This is a genomic window from Flavobacterium glucosi, assembly GCF_048286535.1.
GTDB lineage: Bacteria > Bacteroidota > Bacteroidia > Flavobacteriales > Flavobacteriaceae > Flavobacterium.
On record NZ_JBLVPK010000007.1, the window covers coordinates 39,660 to 57,443 of the forward strand.

Genomic DNA, 17,784 nt, shown 5'->3' on the forward strand with positions numbered 1-17,784 from the left:
AAGATACTGCGAACAGCGGGACAACTCGTAATGAAAAAACGGAAAGTAGTGCTCCTAAAAAAGAAAATGTCCATTGGATTTGAGCTTTGTTTTTTTGTAGACAGTTTCTTAATTTACTATTTTCAAACTTCGTACCTTTGCGCTTTAGAAATTGAAAGAAAATGATTGAAATAGGAAAATACAATACGCTTACCATTTTACGTGATACCAAAGTGGGTTTGTTTCTGGGAAATCCAGAAGAAGATCCCGAAGGAATTCATGACATTCTGTTGCCAAACAAATACGTACCAAACGAATTTGAAATAGGCGAGGAGTTGATTGTTTTTGTGTATCTAGACCACGAAGAAAGACCCGTTGCCACAACATTAGAGCCGTATATATTGTTGAATGAATTTGCACTTTTGCGTGTGAATTATACCAATCAGATTGGTGCTTTTATGGATTGGGGAATGGAAAAGGATATTTTGGTTCCGTTCAAAGAGCAGGCGCGTCCTATGGAAAAAGGAAAACGCTACTTGGTGTACCTTTATATGGACGAAAAAACCAATCGTTTGGTCGCTTCCAGCAAATTAAATCAGTTTTTAAAAAATGATCACCTTACGGTTGAAAAAGGGGAAGAGGTAGATTTAATCGTTTCCCATATCACTGAATTAGGAATTAACGTGATCATCAACGAAAAGTACAAAGGCTTGATGTACAAAGATGAAGTCTATGATGATGCGATTCGTACGGGAGACCGCATGCGAGGATACATCAAAACGATTCGACCGGATAATAAAATTGATGTGGCATTGCAGGTACAAGGATATCAAAGTATCGAACCGAATGCCGAGAAAATTCTTGACGAATTAAGAGCTAGCAGAGGTTTCTTGCGTTTAACTGATAATTCGCATCCGGAAGACATTAAGACGGTTTTGAAAATGAGTAAGAAAACCTTCAAGAAAGCCATTGGCGCTCTGTACCGAGAGAAATTAATTGAAATCAAGGAAGACGGAATTTACTTGGTTAAGGAATAAAAAAAGACAAACACTATTTTATGTTTAATCTTTTGAAACCATTAAGATATTAAGGAAATTTAGTTAAAAACCGTATTCTAAATGCTGCTTAATTTTTAAAATGGTATAGAAAAAACAATGTAGAATGGGCTACAATCCTCATTACATAAAAAAAGAAAGACTAATCATAACGGTTAGTCTTTCTCTTTTTTATGCTGTTTCAGAATATTAAATTCTGACAGCATTAAAATAAATGTGAAATTTAAAGTAGCTTTATTCGCCTCTAATACAATAGTATTCACGATACTATTTTTTAAAACAATAACTTAAGCGTAAGTACTTTAAAGAATATTTTGTCTTTAAATGTACAATCACTTGCTTACGAGTTAAGAAATAATTTCACGATAAGGCCGTTGGTTTTGTATATATTGGAAGATAATTTTCTAAAACAATTGTTTATTAATGTCTCACTTTTGCAAGAACAAGAAAAATAGCTCTTTAGTTAACCGTAGGTGTTACTTTTTATTTTTTACTGCTGGGGCAAATGGTTGTTGCATTAACTCGTTAATCGGGGATTTTGAAATATTTTTATAAGTTATTACCGTAGAAAAAGGAGCGACAACATTTTTAATGGTATTCAATACATTCTTTTTTTAGGTTAATAAATCAGTGAAGAATCAATAATTAATCAAGATAAATAATTTGTATTAATCTGATTAGCTTGATCTAAAATTAAAAATAATTTGAATTGCCTACTGTTAAAATACTGTTTTTTAATTTTTTTTTAACGTTTTAAAGGCTTTAATCAGAGAAGGATTACCATAAGCTTGGCTAAATAGAATAGATAAAATGTAAAAAATGATTTATTTTTACACTAAAATAATTTAAATCAATTGTAATGGATTGGATCACTGCTAAAGAATACGAAGATATCACTTATAAGAAATGCAATGGCGTTGCCAGAATTGCGTTCAACAGACCGGATGTGCGCAATGCATTCCGTCCAAAAACAACTGCCGAATTGTATAATGCATTTTATGATGCGCAAGAAGACACGTCCATTGGTGTTGTTTTACTTTCTGCCGAAGGGCCTTCTTCTAAAGATGGGGTTTATTCTTTTTGCAGTGGTGGCGATCAAAACGCACGGGGACATCAAGGATATGTGGGTGATGACGGACAGCACCGTTTGAACATCTTAGAAGTTCAACGTTTAATTCGATTCATGCCAAAAGTAGTTATTGCTGTGGTTCCCGGATGGGCTGTAGGTGGCGGACACAGTTTACATGTGGTATGCGATTTGACTTTGGCAAGTAAAGAACACGCTATTTTTAAACAAACAGATGCTGATGTGACAAGTTTTGATGGTGGTTATGGTTCGGCTTATTTAGCCAAAATGGTAGGGCAGAAAAAAGCACGCGAAATTTTCTTTTTGGGGCGTAATTATTCGGCTCAGGATGCAATGGATATGGGAATGGTAAATGCTGTGATTCCGCATGCAGAATTAGAAAATACAGCTTATGAATGGGCACAGGAAATTTTGCAAAAATCACCAATGGCTATTAAAATGCTAAAATTTGCCATGAATCTTACCGATGATGGAATGGTAGGACAACAGGTTTTTGCGGGTGAAGCCACAAGACTTGCATATATGACCGAAGAAGCCAAAGAAGGTAGAAATGCATTCCTGGAGAAAAGAAAACCGAATTTTGAGAAAAAGTGGTTGCCGTAAGGCAGTAATCAGTGTTCAGTTTTTAGTGTTCAGTCGCAAAACATGGAAAAAAAGCTTAAGGTTTAAGGTTTAAAGTTGTTTCAATCAAGAACTTTAAACTTTTTAATCCTTAAACTTTAAACTAAAATTTACAAATGGAAAATTTCACAAACGAAACAATTAATACCAGCCAACTTCCTAAATTTGAGGAAGTCGCTTTTACGAATTTGCATCCTAAATATTTAAGAGTGGTTTTACTGAATGTTGCCATAATTATAGCAATACTTATTCTTGTTCCGGTATTAATTTCTGTTTTCAAGCCAGAGCTATTTTCAGGAAGAGTCTGGTTGATTTTAGGAATTGTAATTCCGATACTTTCACTTTTGATTATTGTATTTTCTTATATTGGATTCCAAAAAAAAGGATTTGCATTTAGGGAACACGATGTGCTTTTTAGACACGGAATTATTGCTACAAACACAATTGTAATTCCTTATAACAGAGTACAGCATGTGGCTTTGCATGAAGGATTCATTTCGCGTTTTTTTGGTCTGGCCAAAATTGAAGTTTTTACTGCCGGCGGTAGTTCCAGTGATATTGAAATTCCGGGAATTGAGAAAGAACAAGCCGAAAATATTAAACAATTGTTGATGGGAAAAATACAAAAACAATTGTAATGAGAGCCGATTTTAGTCAGCCACAGCGGCAATCTTCAGTAGGAATTTTGGTAATGTTTTTTTACACGCTTCAGCAATATGCCAGAGCGTTGTGGCCTGTGATTGTGATTTGGATTTTTAAGTTTGATGAGGTTAATAAATTGTATTTTTTCCTTGGAATGATAGCCGTTTTTGTAAGTGTTGGAGTTGTTTCCTATTTGAAATACCTAAATTTCACTTTCTTTTTGGATGCCGAAAACGAGGAATTTATTATTACAGAAGGCGTTTTCAATAAAACCAAAACTGCGATTCAGCTGCGTAAAATCCAACAGGTAAATATAAATCAGTCTTTTATTCAAAAGTTAATTGGTGTTTATGAATTGGATGTAGACACTGCCGGAAGCAATAAAAAAGAAGGCGCTATCAAGGCGATTTCGCATGAATTGGCTTTGGAGTTGAAATTCCGTTTGTTGGAAAATGAAGAAACGCAGCATGCAATTGGAACTGAAGAAACTTCATTGGAGGAAACTGAGCAAAAACTATTTGAAGCTGCGCATCCTTTCATAAAAATAAGTTTTTTGAGTTTGCTGAAAGTAGGAATAACTTCTAATTATGGTAGAAGTATTGCTTTATTGGTGATTTTCTTTAGTACGATTTATGAGAATTTTCAAAATTTTGGAGACGAAAGCAATGTTTACAAAGAAAAAGTAGGTTCTTACATCGATAAAAACTTAGTGTTGCAAACTATTTTAATGTCGATACTGTTATTGTTTGGAATTGTATTAGTTGTAAATATAATACGAATCGTTTTCAAATATTATGATTATAAAATAACCCGACAAAAAGGGTCTTTGCTATTGTCTTTTGGGTTGTTGAATTCGAAAAGCACCATCATCAAACCTGAAAAAGTTCAGATTACGACCGTTACAAGGAATTATTTCCAAAAGAAAATGGGAATTCTGGAACTAAAAATCAAACAAGCAACCGGTGGAGAAAAGGAAGAACGAAAATCAGTAATAGAAATTCCAGGATGCAATGAGACTGAGAGAGATTCGATATTGAAATTATTGTTTAATAAAATTCCTGAAAAAGGATTAATGCTTCAGCCTAATTTTCGTAAACTTGTTTTTTCTGTTTTTCTTTCAATAGGAGTACCTTTGTTGGGATTTTTGGCGATTGGGTATTGGCTTGAACCAGTATTTTTTGAATACAGTTATGTAGTGCCGGTGTATGTAGTTATTATTGGATTAATCCAATATTTTAAATTTAAAAATGACCGATTATTCATCCATGAGCATTTTATAATAAAACAAAGTGGCGCTTGGGATGTGAGCAATGCTATTATTGACCCCAGTAAAATCCAAGCGATTACAACGTCGCAGCTTTTTTGGCATAAAAAGTTGGATATTGGTTCCATAATATTGCATACTGCAGGAGGAAATATCACTTTTCAGTTAGGGAATTATTCAATAGTAAAACAACAAGTCAACCTTTGGTTGTACGAAATAGAAACTTCCGATAGTAATTGGATGTAAACAAAATGGTTTAAAGTCTAAGGTTTAAAGTTTTCTATACCATAAATCTTAAGTTTTAAACTTCAAACTTTTAAATAAAAAAACATGAAGCATTGGATTGAAGCCGCACGTTTACGCACCTTACCCTTATCTGTATCGGGAATAATTGTTGGAAGCATGTATGCTTTGGCACACCCAACAGATAATATATTAACGCCAACAGAAGTCTTTAACTGGCGTTTATTTGGATTTGCCATATTGACCACACTTGGATTGCAAATACTCTCTAATTTTGCCAATGATTATGGTGACGGCATGAAAGGAACAGACAATGAAGATCGAGTAGGGCCAAAACGCGCGATACAAAGCGGTGTAATTACTCCGGAAGCCATGAAACGCGCTATTATAATCACCTCTGCATTGACGTTGCTTTCGGCGATGCTGTTGATTTATTATGCGTTTAAAGATACAAATTTATGGTTTTCCTTGTTTTATTTGATGTTGGGAATTCTTTCAATAGTCTCAGCAATTCGCTATACGGTTGGAAATACAGCGTATGGATACCGTGGATTTGGTGATGTTTTTGTGTTTGTATTTTTTGGTTTGGTGAGTACATTGGGAGTGAATTTTTTATATTCAAAACAACTGGATTTTGAATTGGTTTTACCTGCAATAGCCATTGGATTATTGAGCGTCGGCGTTTTAAATCTGAATAATATGCGTGACGAAGCATCGGATAGAAAGTCAAATAAAAATACGATTGTTGTAAAAATCGGCGGAGCCAAAGCTAAAATATACCATTATATTCTGATTGTAACCGCAATGATTTTGGTGTTGATTTTCGCAATCATAGATGATTTTCACTTTGATCAATACTTGTTTTTATTGGCGTATATTCCTTTAACTAAACATTTAATTACCGTTTATAAGAATCATAACCCTAAGGAATTAGATCCTGAATTAAAAAAACTGGCGCTCAGTACTTTTGCCCTTTCGGTGTTGCTGGCGTTGTGTATGATTTTCTTCTTTTCGGATTTGATCGTGAATAATTATTGAAAAAAATCAGTGGCAATTTCAAAATCAATTTAAAACCTTAAATTAAAAAAAATGAAAATAACATTTTACGGTCACGCCTCATTGGGTATAGAAGTTGGCGGCAAGCACATCATTGTAGATCCTTTTATTTCTGCGAATCCAAAGGCAGCTCATATTGACATTGATACCTTAAAAGCTGATTATATTTTGATAACGCACGCGCACGGAGATCATATTCTGGATGTCGAGGCCATTGCCAAAAGAACGAATGCGGTAATCGTTTCTAATGCTGAAATTGCAGGTCATTATGGCGCCAAAGGTTTTCAAGTGCATCCCATGAATCACGGTGGTAGCTGGAATTTTGACTTTGGGAAACTAAAATATGTAAATGCCATTCATTCCAGTTCCTTTCCTGACGGCAGTTACGGTGGGAATCCGGGCGGTTTTGTCATTGAAGGCGAACATAAAAACATATATATTGCTGGCGATACGGCGCTTACCATGGACATGAAACTCATTCCTATGCGCACCAAACTTGACTTGGCGATTTTGCCTATCGGCGATAATTTCACTATGGATGTCGAAGATGCTATTGTTGCTTCTGATTTCTTGGATTGCGATAAAATTCTGGGGTATCATTACGACACTTTTGGTTATATCGAAATCGATCATGAAGCTGCCATTCGTGAATTCTTTGATAAAGGAAAAGATTTGATGCTACTGGAAATAGGAAGTTTCATCGAATTGTAAAAAGTCATTGCGAGTTTTTCAAAGCAATCTCCAGCTATTCGTTGCAATCTTTTTATCAGCCGAAAAAGCTGATAAAAAGGATTTTCACTGCAAACGAAGTTCACTGAACTCCTATGTAAATGAAAGTTTAGTGAAGTAATCTGGGCTAAAAAACGTTAATCAAGAAAATGAACATTCAAAAAATAGCTTTTATAGCATTAACAATTATTTCATTTCAATCTGTTTTTTCTCAAAAAGACGGCTATTGGGACAAAGCCCGTGCAACAACTGAAGAAATTTCGGTTGCCGCAAGAGACAGGATCATTATTAAAACGCAAGATTTGCCTGAAGGAACCACCGAAGTCGTTTATAGAATAACACTTTTGGATAAAAATCAGCAAATGGCAAGTAGTTTGGTTTCGGTTTTAAAAGCCATTCCAGATCCAACAGGAATCAGTCAAGGCTCAGCAGGAGCGGTTTTTATATTGTCTAAAATATCGGGAGATGATAAATGTAAGTATGCCGTTTTTTCAAGCAATGATTTGGCTTTAAAATACAAAGAAAACGGAAAAACTGATGACGCTTGTCTGGTTCAGGATACGCCGGTTAGCAAAGATGCCAAACGGCTTTCTACAGAGAAATCGGCTTGTATGAAAACGAATTCGGGGAACTTATGGTTTGGTTTCGAAAGTAAAAACTGGATCATGAATCAAAAAATCATCCTGGAAATCGTACCGTGGGTCGATAACAAACTCAGCCGAGGTTGGACAATTGAAAACAGAAAAGCAATCATAGATCAATGCAAAACCTCGAATATGGCGCAAAAAATGACTAATTCAGATGATTTTTGCGTTTGTATCCTTGATAAAATACAATCCAAATACAAGTTCAAGGAATTCCAAAAATTATTAGCTGTAGAGCGTGCTAAAGCGTTTAAGGATTTTGGCAACAGTTGTTTTGGGGAAACCAGTCTTTCAAAAAGTGTTTATGATGATTTGCGCAAACAAGCTGCTGTATCAGCAAAACAAGGCAAACAAGGTGAAGCCATTCTGAAACTGACAACAATTATCAATGATGGAAAAGCAGTTGCATTGGATTACAATGCTATAGGAAATAGTTATGTGTTGACTAAGCAATACGGTAAAGCGATTAAATTCTTAAAAGAAGGCGAGAAGCTCGATGATTCGGAGTTGTTGATAAAGCTGAATTTGGCACACGCCTATTTATTGAATGATAACTATTCCTCGGCCAAAGCTATTTACAAGGAATACCAATCACAAAACGTTACCGATTGTTTGAGTTGGACTGAAAAAATAAAACAAGATTTCGAATCTTTTAAGAAAGTCGGCATTAAAAATGATGATTTTGAAAGAGTTTTGAAGTTGATTGATAAATAGATTTAAGTTACCAGATTTAAATAATTCATAATTTATAATTTTTTTGAAAGCAACCTACCATAAATACATCCTCAACTTCAAACGACCGTCAGGAACTTCCCGCGGCGTTATGTCCGAAAAAGAAACTTGGTTTATCGTCTTGGAGCATGAGGGTAAAAAGGGAATAGGAGAATGCGGAATTCTTCGTGGATTGAGTATTGATGATCGACCGGATTATGAAGAAAAATTACAATGGACCTGCGACAATATCCATCTTGGAAAAGACCAACTTTGGGAAGCTTTGATTGCCTTTCCTTCGATACAATTTGGAGTTGAAATGGCGTTCCAATCTTTAGTGAGTGAAACCCCTTTTTTACTCTTTCCTTCAGATTTTACAAATGGTACAAAATCGATACTCATTAATGGCTTGGTTTGGATGGGCGAAGAGTCGTTTATGAAACAACAAATCGAAGAAAAATTAGCACAGGGTTTTCGTTGCATTAAACTTAAAATAGGAGCGATAGATTTCGATAAAGAATTGCAATTATTACGGTTTATTCGGGAACATTTTACGCCGGAAGAAGTCGAAATTCGGGTCGATGCAAACGGCGCTTTTAATATAAATTTAGCTTTATATAAATTAATACAACTGTCTGAATTTAAATTACATAGTATTGAACAGCCAATATTAAAAAATCATACTGACAGTATGGCAGAGCTATGCAAAACCACACCTTTTCCAATTGCTTTGGATGAGGAATTGATTGGTGTTTTTACTTTGATAGAAAAGGAACAATTATTAGAAAAAATCAAGCCACAATACATCATTTTAAAGCCTAGTTTTATCGGTGGTTTTCGAGGCACACAAGAATGGATTTCATTGGCTGAAAAGCATAAAATTGGGTGGTGGATTACCTCTGCTTTAGAGAGTAATATTGGACTGAATGCCATTGCGCAATGGACCTTTTTACAGCACAATTTGATGCCTCATGGATTAGGAACCGGAGCGCTTTATGCCAATAATTTTGACTGTCCGCTGGAAGTTTCAGAAGGGCAATTGTGGTACAAAAAGGATTTGGATTGGGCGTTTGATTTTGCTCTTTTGAAATAGATCATTTCGTAGTTTTCTTTTGTTCACCGTCTCCCAATAAAACGGATAGCGTCTTTAAACTTGGTGTGCGATCCGCAATCAATTTGATGATACTGATGAACGGAATGAAGAGAATCATTCCTGCAGCACCCCATAAAATGCCTCCCACGATTACCACAATAATGATGATCAGTGTGTTTATTTTCAAACGGCTTCCCACCGCAAAAGGAAATATAATATAGGCTTCGAGTGCTTGAACAACTGAAAAAACAGCAATGACGGCTAACGGATACCAAATTGAATTGTAGGTTATCCAGGAAACTGCAATGGGCAAGAGCGACGATATCATAATGCCTACATACGGAATAAAAGTGAGGATTGAGGCTATAAAACCAAACAGAAATGGGTGTGGTACTCCGATAATCAATAGTCCGATACTGTTTAATAATCCAACTATTAAATAGACCAGTAGCATTCCTTTGATAAAATTGTAATACGCATGAATGGTTTCGATAAGGATTTCGTGAATGGTTTTTTTTCTTTCGGGAGGGAAAAGTTCATACAAAGCATTCGATAACATTTGGCGATGGAAAAGTATCAATACCGAAAAAACAGGAATCATTAATAGAAAAAACACAGATTCAGAGAGCGAATATGCGGCGTTTCGTACTATGGAAAAAGCTTGGGAACCGGAGTTGTTGAGCGTATTATTGATAAATTCCGTTTGTTTTTCCAAACTAATATCAAATCGTTCTGAAATAAAAAGGCTCAATTGGTTTACTGTTTCGGTTAGTTTGGTTCTCAAAGATTGCCATTCCTGAAGAAATTCGGAGAATTGCACGAATAATAGATAAATTATAGCTCCTACCAAAAGAGTTACACCTAAAATAGAAATAATAATTGAAAGTCCTTTGTTAATTCCTTTTGTTTCCATCCATTTACAGATGGGGTACAGAATGAAGCTGATAAGTAATGAAAAGCTTAACGGAATAAATAATGTTTTACCAAAGTATAGAATCAAAGCCGCCAATACGATAAACTGAAGAATTTCTAACACAGAAAATCTCCCGTTGGATTGAAATGGAATGGGTGTTTTAGAAGATTCTGACATATAATTGTTGTATTATAAGCTTTATTTCTTACTCTTCCTTACTTTATAAACGATTAAGTATGAACCTAAAACGTGTAACTAGCTACTAAATTGCCGATTCTTGAAAATGTTTTAAGATTCCAATAATCGTCTGTGGTAATTGATTTGTCCCAAATGATAGGCTAGGTGCACAGTCAAATGGATGAGTATATACTCAGTTGAAGTTTTGTTTTTGAAAACTAATACAGGATATTCCATTTTTAATTCTGCTTCTGATATAGTGTTAAGTGCATTGTTAACTACGACAATGGTTTTTTCGATTTTTTGTATTAATTCTGCTCTTGGAATATCTTTCAGTGAAAATTCCAGAACTCTATTTCTTATATATCCGGTTTTCCCAAATTCGGCTCCAATGTACGTATTGAGGTTTCCCACTAAATGCAAGCATAGATTTCCGGCTGAATTAGCTATCCCTTTTTGGATTTTCCAAATATCACTTTCATTTTGATACGACTCAATTTCAGTTTTTAGTTGGTTTAAATCTCGGTTGAGTAATGTTTTTAAACTTTCAATTAGCATTTTTATTTTGTTTGTATTTCTTTAATGATACTAGTGCTTGTTGCTGTATTTTATGTTGAAAATAACCAGTCCAACCTAATAAATAACCAGTAATTCCAAAAGCTTGTTTGGTCCATTTCCAGATGTCGAAATCATCAGTGTGTTTTTTTATTAATCCATCTTTAAACTGAAATTGCGAACGAATAACATTTACTACTTTTCTATTAGTTTTACTAAAGTTGTAGGTAGCGATCCATTGTGCTGAACCTGTGTATTGATCTGCTTTTATATCTGAGAACTCAATTTTTATATTTCCTTTACTTTTTTTAATAAGCATTTTCCACATTTGACAAACATCCTTTTCTTTTAATAAACCAAACGCAGGATCACGAAACTCAATTTTAGAATGGTAGCATTCACACATAGTGGTAGCATCGGCATTGGCAAAAGCGGTATAGAACTTAATGAGGTTTTTTTCGTTTGGGGTCATAACTACATAAAGTGATCAGTAAAAATAATGTTTTTTTGTTAAAAATGATGTTTTAAAAAAGGAATATAAAAAATTAGATATGATTTATTCCTTATAAGAAAAGCAAGAATAATTCAGGATTGATTAGCATTAGATTACATTCGGAAATGGTTTTTCAATTTTAGATAAAAAAAAAGAGGATAGACTTTTAAGTTTCTATCCTCTTTAATAATGGGTTAAATGATATTCAGTTATTTCGGCTTATTTAGCGGCAGGAATAATATCAATTATTACGGTACGGTTGTAAAAACGTTCTTCAGGAGTTTTGTTTTCAAATGGAGAATTGTTTTCATTTTCACCATAACCAGATACATCAAATTTAACATCGTTTCTACCCGCTTTAGTTAAGCTGTTTTGAATTATGTTTTTCACATCATTTGCACGAGCGACTGACAAATCTTGATTGTAAACTTCTTCGCCAATAATATCCGTATGACCTTTGATAATTACGGTTGCTCCAACAGGAATTTTCGGCGTAACTACTTCAGTTAGATATTTTTCATACATTGAAATGGCTTTAGAGGTATTGAATTCATAGATAATACTATATCTCATACCTTCTTCCATTTTTGCAGGAGTCCAAAGTACCATGTGAACAGGAGTTTCCTTTTCTACAATTTTTCCACTTTTAGTCTGGCCAATCATTTTTACTTTATAATCTCCTTCTGGACGGCTACCTAAAATTGTTTTTCCAGGAATGCTTACCTCGTCTTGAGTATAAGGTCCAAAAGACTGTACTTTTCCTTGCTCATCAGTTATTTGTAAAGACCAAGATGATAATGCTTCACCAGCTCCTTTATTGTTAAAGGTAACATAACTTTCAACTGGTGCTTCTTGTGAAGCAACAATCTGTACTGGTTTTAATGGCGCATCAGGACCACTTTGAAATTCCATCAATAAATCAGGAGAGTTACTTTCGATAGAAACTCTGCGATCTCCCTCACGTAGCAAAACCAATTCTAATGTTGCTCCTGGTTGCTCTGATGGGATATTTGGTTTGTTTTGACCTTTAGTGGTAATTCTAGTTGGATTTATTGCAAATACACTTACCAAATACGTCTTGATTGACTCGGACATAACAAGCCCGTCAGCAGGACCTTTCTCTGATGAACCGACCAAAGTGATCGTTGCAGAAGGATTTTTTTGCATTCGATCTCCAAGGATGTTCAGTACGTTATAATAAACAGTCATTTGACGTTTCGAACGATCTGATAAATTTTTTGGAGCAAATGTTTCCAATTGATCTTCTTTGAAGTCTTTTACTTGATTTTTCGTTAATAAAACATAACGATTTGGAATTTCTGTTGATCCTTCATTAAAGAAAACATAGTTTCGAAGTGGAAAAATTTCAGTCATTCTTCTTTCTCCAGAAACATTACTCGGAGAATTTACTGTGAAATCAACTTCTCGGTCTTTAGACAAATCGGTTGCTTCTTGAATATCTTTTCCTTGTCCGAATTTAAGTGCTACTCCTGCTCTAATTGTAGTTATATTCCAAGTTTCTGTAGCACGTGGATTTTGACCAAAATAAGGTTGGAAAGAAACAAAAGGAGACAATACAAATTGTGTTTTGTTGCTATCTGAAGAAAGCGGAATATCATATCCTGCACCAATTTGCATTGACAAAATAGTTTTCTCAATCTCACTAAATTCACCGGTTACTGCAGGGGAAGGAGCTTGATCAGGGAAAGCTGGATTGATACCTAATTGATAGTTAAATGATTTGTCCATGTTGAAAGCCAATCGTGGACCTCCATAAAGATAAAAATTAGATTTAAAAGGCGCAAAGCGTACGCTTGGTTCCACTGTGATGTAACTTAGGTCGGTAGATAAATCAGCTGGGCAATCACAAGCTGTTACTATTTGGTCAAAAGAACCTTTGCGGCTATCATATCCTGCTTGTAGCATTACACCCCATCTTGAATCCGCAGGACGATATTCTAAAAGTGGCGCAATAAAAAGTCCTGTGCCATTTCCATCATGAAACGCAGCGGGAGATGTAAAACCAGCATTTAATTGTTGAGTAGAACCTTCGTAGAAATTGAAATTAGCTCCACCAGCCACACCAAAGTACCAAGATGGTTTCGCATATTTAATTGCGGGAACTTCTTGAGCTTGAACTGAATTTTGATTACTTAACCATGCTAAAGCAATTATTGCAACACTTTTAATGATCCGTTTATTTGAGGACCATGCAACGCATGATCCACTTTTAAAATTAGTTTTAGTTTTCATTTTTTTAAGGCTTTGTGATTATGTTAGTATGAGTCATTACTACTGCTCCATTTCTGGCAAGCATTCTACCTTGTGCGGTTGAATAGGCTCCCATTGTTATAGATTGTAGGGCCAATATATTACCTACAAATGATGTGTAATTTCCAATAGTTGCTGAACTTCCTGTTTGCCAAAAGACATTTTTAGCAAGTGCTCCTCCCGCAAGTTTTATACTTCCACCAGCTCCACCAACAGTTGTGAAGGCAGATGCTACTTGGAAAATCCAAACGTCAGTTGCACTACCACTAAGAGTTAAATCGCCATTTTGTACTAAAAGTGTGGATGTTGATTTATAAATACCAGCAACAAGTGTTTTTCCACCTTGATCACCAGATACCGTTATTGGTGCGCTATAAGAAGCTCCTTCGGCAAAAAGATAGGCATTGGTAAGATCTAATTTAGCTTGCGTTAACATTGCAGCTACTCCTGCAGGCGCAATATCGTCAGAAGCATAAATTGCCCCATTTACTATAATTGCAGGAGGGAATCCTGTAATTGAGGAACGAACTCCAGGACTTATCCCAACATCCATATTATTAATTACACTGAAACCAGCATTATTACTGACTCCTACACCTGCTAGAATTCCAAATCTTTCCGCTGATCCAAGATTTACGGTATTTCCAACTACAGCTGAATTAGTACTGAAATTCCAAACGAAGTCATTCGCTAAAGAAACACCTGCTAGGTTTTTAGCACCCATGCTAATTGTAGCAGTATAGGTAGTTCCAGGTAATAAATCACTATTTGGATTAAATGTAGCTGTAGTTCCTAAATAAGATACAGTTCCAGTAATTATTGCTGAACCATTTTTTAAAGTAAATGTAGTAGCGCTAATAGTCAAAGGGTCCATTGCCATACTAAAATTAGCTGTAATGTCTTTATTAAGGGCAACCCCAGAAGCGTTGTTAGTAGGATCAGTAGCTGTTACGTTAGGAGCTGTAATAGATCCGGTAGTAAAAGTCCATGTATAATTACTAGCGATTGTTGTGCCTTGAACGTTTTTGACTCCGGTTGTTATAGTAGCTGTATAAATGGTATTAGATGCTAAAAGAGCGGTAGGAGTAAAATAAGCAGTTGTTCCATTATATGAAACTGATCCTGCTACTGATGTTGTTCCTTGTTTTAATGTAAAAGTTGTTGCACTTACAGTTGCCTGATTCATTGGCATATTAAAATTTACAGCAACTATTTTATTAAGGAATACATTTGTAGCATTATTAGCCGGGTCTGTTGATACTACCATAGGCGTTATAGTTGAACCAGTGCTAAAAGTCCAAACATAATCCGCTTGTAGCGCATTACCCATTAGATCCTTAACGGATGTTTTAATTACGCCAGTGTAAGTAGTATTTGGCGCCAGTGGACTTGTAGGTACAAAAGAAGCAGTTGTTCCGCTAAATGAAACTGTTCCTGCAACTGCGGTAGCTCCTTGTAAAGTAAAAGACGATTGGTTAAAAGTGGCAGCATTCATTTCTTCATTGAAGATTACTGTAATCGATTTATCTAGTGGAACATTAATAGTTCCATTATCAGGATCTGTAGATAACACAACTGGACATACGCCTTCGATTTCTTCAAAATCGTCTTTAGCACAACCAGAAATTAATGCAATAAATAGTATTGCAAAGGTTAATAGTAAATTTTTAGTTTTCATTTTATTAATTTTAGGGGATTAAATATTCTACCCAGCAAATATGGTTTAGTTGTTAGCGAAAGGTGTTATATAATTAATAATAGAAGTTGTGAAATTCACTTATTTGAAATGTTAAGTTTTAAAAACATCCTGTAAGTCAATTTGTATTTAATTGATATTAAATGTGGTATGGCACTATTTGATACTTCTTCAAATATTTGAGAATTTATAAAAATTTTAATCTGAAACAGATTGCATCAGAAATATTTTGAAGAACAAAACATCCATAAATAGTATAAAAAGCATAAAATGCCAGGGTTTAACTCTTAATTAAAGTTAAACCCTAGCATTTTAAACTGGAGCATTTTTCTGAAATTGCTTGCCGCTAAAACGTACTATCCTAAATGTTTTATTTAAATATAATTTTCCCTTTTTCTCCCAAGTTAAAAATGAATTGGGTAAGCTCTTTTGTAAAAGTATCAAGACTTAAAGCAGATTGTTTGATGTAATCTAAAGATTCTTTGAGTTCTTCTGGTGAATTTACAGATTGATGATGTAGTAAATAAGATAAACCTAATATATTAGCAATGGGTTGTCTCACTTTATGAGAAGTCATATACATTATTTCTTCCAGTCCTTTTATATATTCTATTTGGTATTCTTCAGCTCTTTTAAGTTCTTGATTTGCAACAATCAATTCACCTGATTGCTTTTCTTTTTGATCATTCTGAAACACAAGTTCTTTGTTGGCAATAATCAATTCAGCGGCACGTTTTTCTTTTTCTTGATTTTGAAACGCAAGTTCTTTGTTGGCAATAATCAATTCAGCGGCACGTTTTTCTTTTTCTTGATTTTGAAACGCAAGCTCTTTATTGACAATAATCAATTCAGCGGCACGTTTTTCTTTTTCTTGATTTTGAAACGCAAGCTCTTTATTGGCAATAATCAATTCAGCGGCAAGTTTTTCCTTTTCTAAGTTTTGAAAAGCAAGTTCTTTATTGGCAATAATTAATTCAGCGGCACGTTTTTCCTTTTCTAAGTTTTGAAAAGCAAGTTCTCGGTTTACGATTATTAACGCTTCTTTTTTAAATCTTTTTCCCATGCTCTTTCAAATTAGTTTTCAAGAGAGATTATCCTAAATAAAATACATAACCAGATTAAACCCTTTGTTTTTGGGCTTATTTAAAAACAACAAATAAATAGTTTATACGGGATTTTCGATTTATAGAGAATTATTGCATTTTAATATATCAATTCAAAACTAAAGTGTGCCGTAGTTAGGATTTTGAAGTATCGGAATGTTTTGTAACAACATTAGTAATCACAAATTGCAAGAGTGTACCCAATATCCTTTTGATTGGATTATGAGTTGATCCTAATAAAATTTTCTTAGTCAAATAGCCAGTTGAAATGCCAATAACATTACTCAGTATATTTCCTTTAAAATCAGAGGAGGTAGCCATTTGTCCAAAAGCATTTTTGATTATATTTAAAGGTTTTAAACTTTCATAGCTATGATGATACTGGTCTTTAAGATGTACTAATTCATTAGCTTGCTTTATTTTAAGCAATTGTATCGTTTTCTTAAGAGTATCTGTCTCGTTAATGGTTTTCATATTAACTTTTTTTAAGCATTTTGACAACGATAAAATTGCTGATTGGCATTTTAAGCCATTGATCTTTAAAAATGTATAGCACTATTGCAATTACTAAATAAGCACAGGATACTATAAAAAAACCATAATATACTTTACCTAATAATTCGCCTATCCATAAGGAAAGCCCAATGTTAGCAAGGAAGGCAAACATAACAAAAACAATAGAAACAGTTAATCGAGAAAGAAGCGAGGATAAAACATCAGCAGTTGTATCTACTGCATGTAACTTCACCAATTCTACGGTTGTTCTAGTGTAATCCTCTGCTTTCTCAAAAAGCATTTCTATTGTTGTTGCTGTGTTTTCCATGATATAAATTGTAAATTTACTTTGTATTGAAATTTTAATAATTGAATATCGTACTAGATATTTGTATTTTTAATTTCGTTTTTTGCATCATAAAATTTTGATTTTCCTTCAGCAATTAAAGTTTCACCATCTTGTTTTACATCACTAAATTTTGATTTTCCTTCAGCGATTAAATTTTCACCTTCGCTCCAAATTTTTTCATACTTTTTATTTATTGTTCCCAATAAAGTATCTAATTTGTCTTTTAATTCATCAGCATAATCATTGCTTTTATCCATGATTTTTTTTCTTGTTTTGTCTCCTTTTTCAGGTGCAAACAATACTCCTAATAATGCTCCAACGGCTACGCCTCCTAAAACTCCTAATATTATTTTATCTGCTTTCATAATTATATAATTTATTGTTTTTTATTTGATTTAGATACCTCTACCTTGTATAAGTCTAAATAGTATTGCAATGACTGCAATAACAAGAAGTACGTGTATAATTGATCCTACGTTGAATGCAAAGAATCCAATAGCCCAAAAAATGACTAAAATAACTGCGATTGTGTAAAGAAGATTGCTCATGATTTCTAGTTTTTAATGATTTATATTTGATTTGTTTTCGTAGGTCAATTAATGGTAGAT

General features: G+C 34.2%; 19 protein-coding genes. 8 read left to right on the forward strand and 11 right to left on the reverse strand.

The features are described from left to right. The first annotated feature begins 161 nt into the window (after positions 1–161). Positions 162–1,016 (forward strand): CvfB family protein, encoded by an 855-nt coding sequence (locus ACNQGD_RS12705; RefSeq protein ID WP_091208223.1) that lies wholly within the window; start codon positions 162–164, stop codon positions 1,014–1,016. Between the two features lie 494 nt (positions 1,017–1,510). Here the strand turns inward: ACNQGD_RS12705 and ACNQGD_RS12710 are convergent, their stop codons facing one another. Then, the gene (locus ACNQGD_RS12710) at positions 1,511–1,636 is read right to left on the reverse strand and encodes a hypothetical protein (RefSeq protein WP_417999547.1); all 126 of its coding nucleotides are present in this window, start codon (positions 1,634–1,636) and stop codon (positions 1,511–1,513) included. Positions 1,637–1,893: 257 nt separating this feature from the next. On the opposite strand from ACNQGD_RS12710, the gene ACNQGD_RS12715 reads away from it, so the two are divergent. The 7 genes from ACNQGD_RS12715 to ACNQGD_RS12745 all read left to right on the forward strand — a co-directional run bounded on the left by ACNQGD_RS12715 (position 1,894) and on the right by ACNQGD_RS12745 (position 9,124). Next, complete coding sequence (locus ACNQGD_RS12715) at positions 1,894–2,724, forward strand: 1,4-dihydroxy-2-naphthoyl-CoA synthase (protein WP_126459908.1); 831 nt, start codon at positions 1,894–1,896, stop codon at positions 2,722–2,724. Between the two features lie 134 nt (positions 2,725–2,858). Beyond that, positions 2,859–3,380 carry a PH domain-containing protein gene (locus ACNQGD_RS12720; RefSeq protein WP_417999548.1) on the forward strand — a complete coding sequence of 174 codons (522 nt, stop codon included), beginning with the start codon at positions 2,859–2,861 and terminating at the stop codon, positions 3,378–3,380. Further along, entirely contained in the window at positions 3,380–4,894 is a 1,515-nt protein-coding gene (locus ACNQGD_RS12725) for a PH domain-containing protein (protein WP_417999549.1), read from the forward strand. The genes ACNQGD_RS12720 and ACNQGD_RS12725 overlap by 1 nt, the downstream gene beginning before the upstream one ends. An 84-nt stretch (positions 4,895–4,978) precedes the next feature. Beyond that, complete coding sequence (gene menA / locus ACNQGD_RS12730; protein ID WP_417994591.1) at positions 4,979–5,929, forward strand: 1,4-dihydroxy-2-naphthoate octaprenyltransferase; 951 nt, start codon at positions 4,979–4,981, stop codon at positions 5,927–5,929. A 51-nt stretch (positions 5,930–5,980) separates the two neighbouring features. After that, complete coding sequence (locus tag ACNQGD_RS12735) at positions 5,981–6,658, forward strand: metal-dependent hydrolase (RefSeq protein WP_417994592.1); 678 nt, start codon at positions 5,981–5,983, stop codon at positions 6,656–6,658. A 167-nt stretch (positions 6,659–6,825) separates the two neighbouring features. Continuing rightward, complete coding sequence (locus ACNQGD_RS12740; RefSeq protein WP_417999550.1) at positions 6,826–8,034, forward strand: tetratricopeptide repeat protein; 1,209 nt, start codon at positions 6,826–6,828, stop codon at positions 8,032–8,034. A gap of 43 nt (positions 8,035–8,077) precedes the next feature. Then, on the forward strand, positions 8,078–9,124 hold the full coding sequence (locus tag ACNQGD_RS12745; RefSeq protein WP_417999551.1) for an o-succinylbenzoate synthase: 1,047 nt from the start codon (positions 8,078–8,080) through the stop codon (positions 9,122–9,124). A gap of 1 nt (position 9,125) precedes the next feature. Here ACNQGD_RS12745 and ACNQGD_RS12750 read toward each other — a convergent pair whose 3' ends face one another. From ACNQGD_RS12750 to ACNQGD_RS12795, 10 genes are all read right to left on the reverse strand, one after another. Then, positions 9,126–10,214, reverse strand: a complete 1,089-nt coding sequence (locus ACNQGD_RS12750) for an AI-2E family transporter (protein ID WP_417997330.1) — start codon at positions 10,212–10,214, stop codon at positions 9,126–9,128. A 111-nt stretch (positions 10,215–10,325) separates the two neighbouring features. Further along, complete coding sequence (locus ACNQGD_RS12755; protein WP_417997329.1) at positions 10,326–10,772, reverse strand: DUF1572 family protein; 447 nt, start codon at positions 10,770–10,772, stop codon at positions 10,326–10,328. Then, positions 10,762–11,241, reverse strand: a complete 480-nt coding sequence (locus tag ACNQGD_RS12760) for a nuclear transport factor 2 family protein (protein WP_417999552.1) — start codon at positions 11,239–11,241, stop codon at positions 10,762–10,764. The genes ACNQGD_RS12755 and ACNQGD_RS12760 overlap by 11 nt, the downstream gene beginning before the upstream one ends. Positions 11,242–11,481: 240 nt before the next feature. After that, entirely contained in the window at positions 11,482–13,515 is a 2,034-nt protein-coding gene (locus ACNQGD_RS12765; protein ID WP_417999553.1) for an OmpA family protein, read from the reverse strand. A 4-nt stretch (positions 13,516–13,519) separates the two neighbouring features. Continuing rightward, complete coding sequence (locus ACNQGD_RS12770) at positions 13,520–15,211, reverse strand: Ig-like domain-containing protein (protein ID WP_417999554.1); 1,692 nt, start codon at positions 15,209–15,211, stop codon at positions 13,520–13,522. Between the two features lie 388 nt (positions 15,212–15,599). Continuing rightward, positions 15,600–16,292, reverse strand: a complete 693-nt coding sequence (locus tag ACNQGD_RS12775) for a histidine kinase (protein ID WP_417999555.1) — start codon at positions 16,290–16,292, stop codon at positions 15,600–15,602. Between the two features lie 175 nt (positions 16,293–16,467). Further along, positions 16,468–16,806: a hypothetical protein gene (locus tag ACNQGD_RS12780; RefSeq protein ID WP_417997324.1), complete on the reverse strand. Its 339-nt coding sequence runs from the start codon at positions 16,804–16,806 to the stop codon at positions 16,468–16,470. 1 nt (position 16,807) lies between these two features. After that, complete coding sequence (locus ACNQGD_RS12785; RefSeq protein ID WP_417997323.1) at positions 16,808–17,155, reverse strand: hypothetical protein; 348 nt, start codon at positions 17,153–17,155, stop codon at positions 16,808–16,810. Positions 17,156–17,208: 53 nt separating this feature from the next. Then, positions 17,209–17,541: a YtxH domain-containing protein gene (locus ACNQGD_RS12790; RefSeq protein ID WP_417994603.1), complete on the reverse strand. Its 333-nt coding sequence runs from the start codon at positions 17,539–17,541 to the stop codon at positions 17,209–17,211. 30 nt (positions 17,542–17,571) lie between these two features. Then, positions 17,572–17,724: a lmo0937 family membrane protein gene (locus ACNQGD_RS12795; RefSeq protein ID WP_417974696.1), complete on the reverse strand. Its 153-nt coding sequence runs from the start codon at positions 17,722–17,724 to the stop codon at positions 17,572–17,574. Positions 17,725–17,784 lie beyond the last annotated feature (60 nt).